Source organism: Cohnella hongkongensis, assembly GCF_042654645.1.
Classification (GTDB): Bacteria; Bacillota; Bacilli; order Paenibacillales; family Paenibacillaceae; genus Cohnella; species Cohnella hongkongensis.
Genome location: NZ_JBHSEP010000024.1, coordinates 100979 through 107326, shown reverse-complemented (window position 1 = coordinate 107326; position 6348 = coordinate 100979). Strand labels below are relative to the sequence as shown.

At 57.3% G+C, this 6348-nt stretch carries 7 protein-coding genes; all 7 read right to left on the bottom strand.

Features of this window, described 5'->3' with window-relative positions:
- Nucleotides 1–254: 254 nt before the first annotated feature.
- Nucleotides 255–1538, bottom strand: a complete 1284-nt coding sequence (locus tag ACFO3S_RS23910; RefSeq protein WP_378101174.1) for a hemolysin family protein — start codon at nucleotides 1536–1538, stop codon at nucleotides 255–257.
- A gap of 262 nt (nucleotides 1539–1800) precedes the next feature.
- On the bottom strand, nucleotides 1801–2337 hold the full coding sequence (locus tag ACFO3S_RS23905) for a TlpA family protein disulfide reductase (RefSeq protein WP_378101172.1): 537 nt from the start codon (nucleotides 2335–2337) through the stop codon (nucleotides 1801–1803).
- Entirely contained in the window at nucleotides 2334–3047 is a 714-nt protein-coding gene (locus tag ACFO3S_RS23900; protein ID WP_378101170.1) for an ABC transporter ATP-binding protein, read from the bottom strand. The genes ACFO3S_RS23905 and ACFO3S_RS23900 overlap by 4 nt, the downstream gene beginning before the upstream one ends.
- A complete protein-coding gene (locus ACFO3S_RS23895) occupies nucleotides 3040–3861 on the bottom strand; it encodes an ABC transporter permease (protein WP_378101168.1) in 822 nt (273 codons plus the stop codon). The genes ACFO3S_RS23900 and ACFO3S_RS23895 overlap by 8 nt, the downstream gene beginning before the upstream one ends.
- Nucleotides 3862–3864: 3 nt before the next feature.
- Complete coding sequence (locus ACFO3S_RS23890; protein ID WP_378101166.1) at nucleotides 3865–4437, bottom strand: nitrous oxide reductase accessory protein NosL; 573 nt, start codon at nucleotides 4435–4437, stop codon at nucleotides 3865–3867.
- A complete protein-coding gene (locus tag ACFO3S_RS23885) occupies nucleotides 4434–5792 on the bottom strand; it encodes a right-handed parallel beta-helix repeat-containing protein (RefSeq protein WP_378101164.1) in 1359 nt (452 codons plus the stop codon). Before ACFO3S_RS23885 ends, ACFO3S_RS23890 begins: the two co-directional genes overlap by 4 nt.
- Complete coding sequence (locus ACFO3S_RS23880; RefSeq protein WP_378101162.1) at nucleotides 5789–6184, bottom strand: hypothetical protein; 396 nt, start codon at nucleotides 6182–6184, stop codon at nucleotides 5789–5791. Before ACFO3S_RS23880 ends, ACFO3S_RS23885 begins: the two co-directional genes overlap by 4 nt.
- Nucleotides 6185–6348 lie beyond the last annotated feature (164 nt).

Genomic DNA, 6348 nt, shown 5'->3' with positions numbered 1-6348 from the left:
GGCCGTACTACTTTTGCGAATATCGCTTCCGCAGCACCCACGCCCACAATCCCTCCGGGGCGTTCATGATGCTGGCTACGAGCGCCTGCGCCACCATCTATACGCATAACGAGTACGGGAGGCTTCGCGCTTCGCCGCTTCATTCCGATTCCGGCGCCAAGACTGCCTAGAAGCGGCGGCTCGAGGACGAACCAACGACGGCGCAGACGGGATCCTATAACAGCGAAACGCCACTTTCATTTGACAGAAAGAGGTCATTCGATTTGCCTGATCTCCAGCTTACGGATGCGATGCTTGTCCCTCTCCCGAACGACAAAGTGAAGCTCTCCGTAGCTCCATTCCGCGCCTTTGGCCAGCTCCGGCTGTTTGTTGTACAGCCAGCCGCCGATCGTATCCACGCCGTCCTGTTCAAGCGATGAGCCCAGCAGCGAATTGATCTCGTCGATCGGCGTCAAGCCGTCGACCAAATATTGGCCGGGCTCGAGCTCTTCGATCGGCTTTTTCTCGTCGTTGTCGAACTCGTCCCGAATCTCTCCGACGATCTCTTCCAGAATGTCCTCGATCGTCACAAGTCCGGAGGTGCCTCCGTATTCGTCGAGCAGAATGGCCAGATGGACGTGCTCTTCCTGCATCCGAAGAAGCAGCAGCTTGACCGGCATCGCTTCCGGCACCGTCATGACGGGATGGATATGCTTCCGGAAGTCGAATTCCGGGTCGTTGTCATACTTCAGAAACAACTGCTTCGTATTGATAAATCCGATAATATGGTCCTTGCTTTTCTTCGCGACGGGGAAACGCGTATACTGCTCTTTCCTCACGACCGCGATCAGATCTTCCAGCGACATGTCCTCGTACAGACAAACCATATCGGTGCGGGGAACCATGATTTCTTTGGCCATTATTTCGTCGAATTGAAAAATCCGGTTCACGTAACCGAATTCCGTATTGTTGATTTTCCCGCTTTCGTAGCTCTCCGACAAAATGATTCGGATCTCCTCTTCCGAGTGCGCTTCCTCATGCTCGCTGGCCGGCTTCATTCCGAACACCCGGACGAGAGCGTTCGCCGAACCGTTCAAGGCCCAAATAAACGGATACATAATTTTATAGAAAATAATGATCAGCGGAGCGGTAAACACCGAAATGGCTTCCGCTTTATGGATGGCCATCGTCTTAGGCGCCAATTCTCCCAATACGACATGCAGGAACGTGATGGATAGGAAGGCAATACCGAACGACAGAATATGTCCTGTCCTCTCTCCTATTCCCAACTGTTCGAATACGGGGTACAGCATCTTTTCCACCGTCGGTTCGCCGAGCCATCCGAGTCCGAGAGCGGTAATCGTAATGCCAAGCTGACATGCGGACAAATATCCGTCCAGATTGTTCGTCACTTTCTGAACCGCCAGCGCATTTTTTCTCCCCTCGATCACCATCTGGTCGACGCGACTGGGCCGAAGCTTAATGACAGCGAATTCGGTGGCTACGAAAAAAGCGGTTAACACGATAAGAATAGCGACGAGAAACAAATTGAATATCAATTTAGTCTTCCTTTCACGATATTTATCTTATCTCATACGTAAGCCATACCGGAAACGTAAACAGATTTCTTATAGGTTGCCACAAACCCGTCAGATTACCCTTCTTCGGACTGAAATCGGCCGGAATCGGTTTTCGGGTGCTCAGTCAAAAGCATGCTCAGTCAAAAAGCGCGCGCTTAGCTAAAAAGCGCGCATGGACTTCCGTGCGGAAATCCTGCGCGCCTGACGCGTGGCCGGTTTGGTTGTCAATGACCTCTGCTTCTTATCGATCGGATCGGAAAAGCGCGAACAACTGCTCCGTTTCGGTTATTTGCCCGATGCCGGCATGGCGGATCCGTCCCTCGGCATCGATCGCGAACGTCGCAGGCAGCGCAGATACGCGATAAAGCTCCGCCGTCTTGCCCGTCGCATCGATCAGCACGGGAAACGAAAGGCCGTATTTCGTCAAAAATTCGTTGACCGTTCCCTTCGTATCGCCAACGTTAACCGAGATTAACCTGAACTGGTCGGAGGCGCTGCGGTACACTTCATCGATCAACGGCATCTCCGTCACGCAAGGCTGGCACCAGGAAGCCCAGAAATTCACTATGACCGGCTGCCCACGGTAATTCTGGAGGTCGATGCTCGCACCGGACGTATCGATTCCGTGGATCTCGGGCGCTTCCGCCCCTGCGACGATTCCTCCAGCGCCTACGTTATCGGAACGGAAAGCCGTCCACGCCACGACGAGCAGCACAGCAAGCGCCAGCACGCCGATGATCGCGGTCAGACGGGCGCTAAGAGTAGCGGAGCGCTTCATCCGAGCGCCGCCCGGAACGCTGCGTGCAGCGGGTGCTCGCCGTAAGTGGCCCGATACGATTCGACGGAGCCCTCCCCGCATTTCCGGCCGTCGATCAGGAAGACGACCTGGTCGGCGATCTCCTCGGCCGTCTGGAGCTGATGCGTGCTGAAAACGACCGCATGGCCGAGCTGTTTGAGCTCGCGCAGCAGCCGCACAAACTCGTCCATCCAGTAAGGATCCAAGCCGTTGGTCGGCTCGTCCATTAACAGCAGCGGCGGCTCAGCAAGAATCGCTTGCGCGAACAGCAAGCGCTGCTTCATCCCTTTGGAGAACGTCTGAACTTTGCCGCCGCGCTTATTCTCCAGACCGACCAGCTCCAGCGCCTCCAGCACGCGAGCTTTGCCGATCCCGCGCAGAGCCGCCCAGAAGCTCAGCGCTTCCATCGCCGTCAGCCCCGGGCTGAAGGCGTAATCGTCCGGCATATAGCCGATCTGCTTGGCGTATTCGACCCGATTGCGGGTCCACTCCCACCCGTTCACGCGGACGCTTCCCTCGCTGGGACGAAGAATGCCGGCAATCATTCGCAGAATCGTGCTCTTGCCGGCGCCGTTGCCCCCGCACAGGGCGAGAACTTCGCCGCGCTGCAGCTTCAGCTCGATCGGCTCGACCAGCGTTTGTTTTTTGATCGTTTTGGAGATGCCGTCCGCTACTAGCAGCGGTTCAGCCATACCGCCTCCTCCTTTCCCAGATCCAGCATACGAGCGCTCCGGACAGTCCGATCATCGCCGCGCAGCCGCCGAGGAAGATCAGCGTGCCGCCGGAGCTGCTCGCCCAGCCGACCCATTCAAAGTATTCGGGACCGAGCACGGCTCCTCCGCCCAGCCGGATAACGACGAACAATCGGACGAGTTCGGCAGGATTGAGAAATGTCAGAATCAGAAGCGCCGGCTTGATCCACAAGTAGGGCAGGCTTCCGAGCAGCGCGATCAGAATCGTCGACCAGCCAATGACCAGAAAAAACCAGAGCGCAACGCAAATCGTCATCGCCTGCCACCGATTGCGGGACAGCGAGCCGACGATCATGGAGATCGCCAGAAACAGGAGCACCAGCCCGGCGGAAAACGCCAAAAACAACAGGTAGGTGTTCAGGGAAAAGCCCGTCCCCACGACGGCGCCGATCGCTCCCATCCCGCCGTAGCCGAAAGCGACGATCGTCAGCAGCACAACGGCAAGGCCCGCATATTTTCCGACGATATACGAGACGGTGCCAAGCGGATAGGTCGCCAGCAGCTGCCAGCTTCCCTCCTCCTTCTCCGCCGTCAGCGAGAACGAGCCGAGCAGCAGCGTCATTAGCGGAAGCAAATAGAGAATCAGACTGATCATCGAACCGGTCACTCCGGAGTAGCCGTCAGCCACGCCGCTGGCGTTCATCAGCAGCAAGCTGAAGCTGAATACGGAAAATAACGCCATAAAAGAGTAGGACCACGGATTGCGAAATCCGATCCGGATTTCCCTCATCGCGACTAGCAGCATGTTCGCCATCGCTTACATCTCCGCATGCGATTCCGTTTCCGGCTGTCCATGGCCTTCGCCGTGCCCGTCCGTGCCGTCTTCCGGGCCGTGGCTGTGGCTGTGCTTCATGTCCATATGCTCCATGCCCTGTACATTCTGCTTCCACGAATGACTCGCCAAGTCGGCTGCGGTCATCAGCTGCCCGACACCGTGCTCGGCGACGAACGCTTCGGCCGACTCCCGATCCTTAAAGCTGACGATTCCGTAGGCCATCGGCGTCCGAATAGAAGAATCGTAGACAAATGTCGCTTTCGAAAATTCGATCCATTCCTTATCGTTGTAATCCCTGACGAAATCCATGCCGATGTCGTCCGTGCCGTTTTTCTGCTTCCATTCGTTCATGCAGCCAAGGTCGTCGAACTTGTACGTCTTGCCGTCTTTGGTCGTGAGTTGGGTCGCATAGGCGTCGTCCTTTACCTGCATTTTGCAAATCGCGCACACGTCGACCTCTTCGTTGATCGGCACCGCCTCGTATTTTTTCCCGCCGCATCCGGCAGCGATCGAGACACACAGAACGAGCAAGCTTAGCGTCAGCCATTTTTTCATATTTTCCTAACCCCCATATAAATGATTCCTGCAGCTCCTAGCACCAGCGATATGCCGATCCACCCGACGATGCCGTCTCGTCCGTCCTCTTCCCTCATCTGCGGGACGGCTTCCAGGCTCCCGGGCGGTCTCATGAGCGGAGCAGCATCGGAGGACCATTCGGCCGCATCGGACGTAAACAATCCGCTCAGAAACGTCATCCCCGGAGATTGAAAGAACAGCTGATACGCCGGCGTGCGATCGACAGCCTTCTCGAAGAAGGGATTGATGGCATACTTCAGGTCGCTCGCGCCGTCCCCGTCCTTGTCGAGCAGCTGCGCGGCATCCCAGTAGTTGCCCTCCAGCCGGTTGCCTTCGCTGTCCGTCGCTTGCGCTTCGATTACGTTGGATAGAAACAGATTTCCCGTGAACACGTTGTCCGCCGATTCGAGAAATTGAACGCCTACGAAGTTCCTCAGCACTTCGTTGCTCTCGAGCCGGTTGTTCGAGGACAGCTCCATATAGATGCCGACGCGGTTGCCCTCGAACGTATTGCGCTCGACCCGGGAAGTGTGCACGTCGAACAGAAGAAGCCCTTGGGAATGGACGTTGCCGCTTTGCTTGCGGAACGAATTGCCCGTCACGACGGCGTCTCTGACGCCCATCACCATCGCTCCGGTCACATTGTACTCGCCTTCGTTGCCGACTATCGTCGTTCCGTCGGTATACATGCAATGAATGCCGTAGCGGGATCGGTAGATCCGGTTCGATTCGACGACGGCGCGATGACTTCGTTCCAAATAAACGCCGTCCATCATGCCGTGCACTTCGTTGCCTTCGATCCGGGCGTCATGAGAATCGTAAAGGTCAATCCCGTTGCCGGTGCGCGCTGCAGCGCCCGAAGCGGCGCGGCCCGAATCGACCGGATAGACGGCATTGCCGACGATAGCCGCCCGATCGGCGTCGCGGAGGGCGATTCCGAGACCCGACGCTTCGATGGTCGTACCCTCGATGACGGCGTCATCGGCTTCGACCGCGATGGCCGTGCCTTTGGCGCTGACGACCTTCAGCCCGCTAAGCTTCACTCCGGGTGCCCGAATCGTCAGCGCCGTATCCGCTTCTCCGCCGAATACCGTAGGCGTTCCTTCACCCCGGAGGGTCAGCGGCTTATCGACAATCGCCGGACCGGAGTAGGCCGCCGCGTCGAGAATGAGCTCGCTGCCGGGCTGGGCGGCGTCTATGATCGCCTGAAGATCGATCGCCTCCTCGGATCGGGGCGAAGCTTGGCCGGGCATCGCCATCGCCGTCAGCGTCAGGCCGACGACCAGCAGGCAGCCGATGATTGTCGGCCCGTGTCTTCGCGCCAAAGCGTTCATGCCCCCACTTCCACCGGCTTCTTCTTCGTAATGTGAAGCTCGCCTTTGTAGATGTGAATGTAGACGTCGTAGGTCGTGCTCTCCATGAATTTGAAACCGGCCGAATACTTGCCGTCGCCCTCCCGATCGACGTCCTCCACGAGCTCCGGAAGACCGCTGTGGTCCGCTTTGCGGATTTCGAACTGCACGATCGTGTTCTGCTCGTCCACCAGCCCCGTCACCGTCGCGATCAGCTTGACCTCGTCGCCAGCCTTCGCTTCGGCGGGATTCGTCGCCAGCTCGACCTGGACATCCCGCGGGTCTTGTTCCCCCGGCTGCGAGGACGAGCACGCCGTCAATCCCAGCGCCGCCAGAACGACCAGAATCAGCCATCCCGATTTCCTCGTTTTCATACGGATCGCTCCTCACTGTCGGTTACTTCTCTATTATTCTAGCCCTTAATCCGGCCGCAGACATAACTCGATAGGGCTACATCCGATGACATAATTGTGACAACTGCGCGCAGCTCCATGAATCAGGCATGAACAACTTGTTCGAAGGATATACATGAAGAGCG

Bases quoted from the DNA above. Each gene is read 5' to 3' on its own strand.
- ACFO3S_RS23905 (WP_378101172.1), bottom strand. From the start codon at position 2,337: ATGAAGCGCTCCGCTACTCTTAGCGCCCGTCTGACCGCGATCATCGGC.
- ACFO3S_RS23900 (WP_378101170.1), bottom strand. From the start codon at position 3,047: ATGGCTGAACCGCTGCTAGTAGCGGACGGCATCTCCAAAACGATCAAA.
- ACFO3S_RS23895 (WP_378101168.1), bottom strand. From the start codon at position 3,861: ATGGCGAACATGCTGCTAGTCGCGATGAGGGAAATCCGGATCGGATTT.
- ACFO3S_RS23890 (WP_378101166.1), bottom strand. From the start codon at position 4,437: ATGAAAAAATGGCTGACGCTAAGCTTGCTCGTTCTGTGTGTCTCGATC.
- ACFO3S_RS23885 (WP_378101164.1), bottom strand. From the start codon at position 5,792: ATGAACGCTTTGGCGCGAAGACACGGGCCGACAATCATCGGCTGCCTG.
- ACFO3S_RS23880 (WP_378101162.1), bottom strand. From the start codon at position 6,184: ATGAAAACGAGGAAATCGGGATGGCTGATTCTGGTCGTTCTGGCGGCG.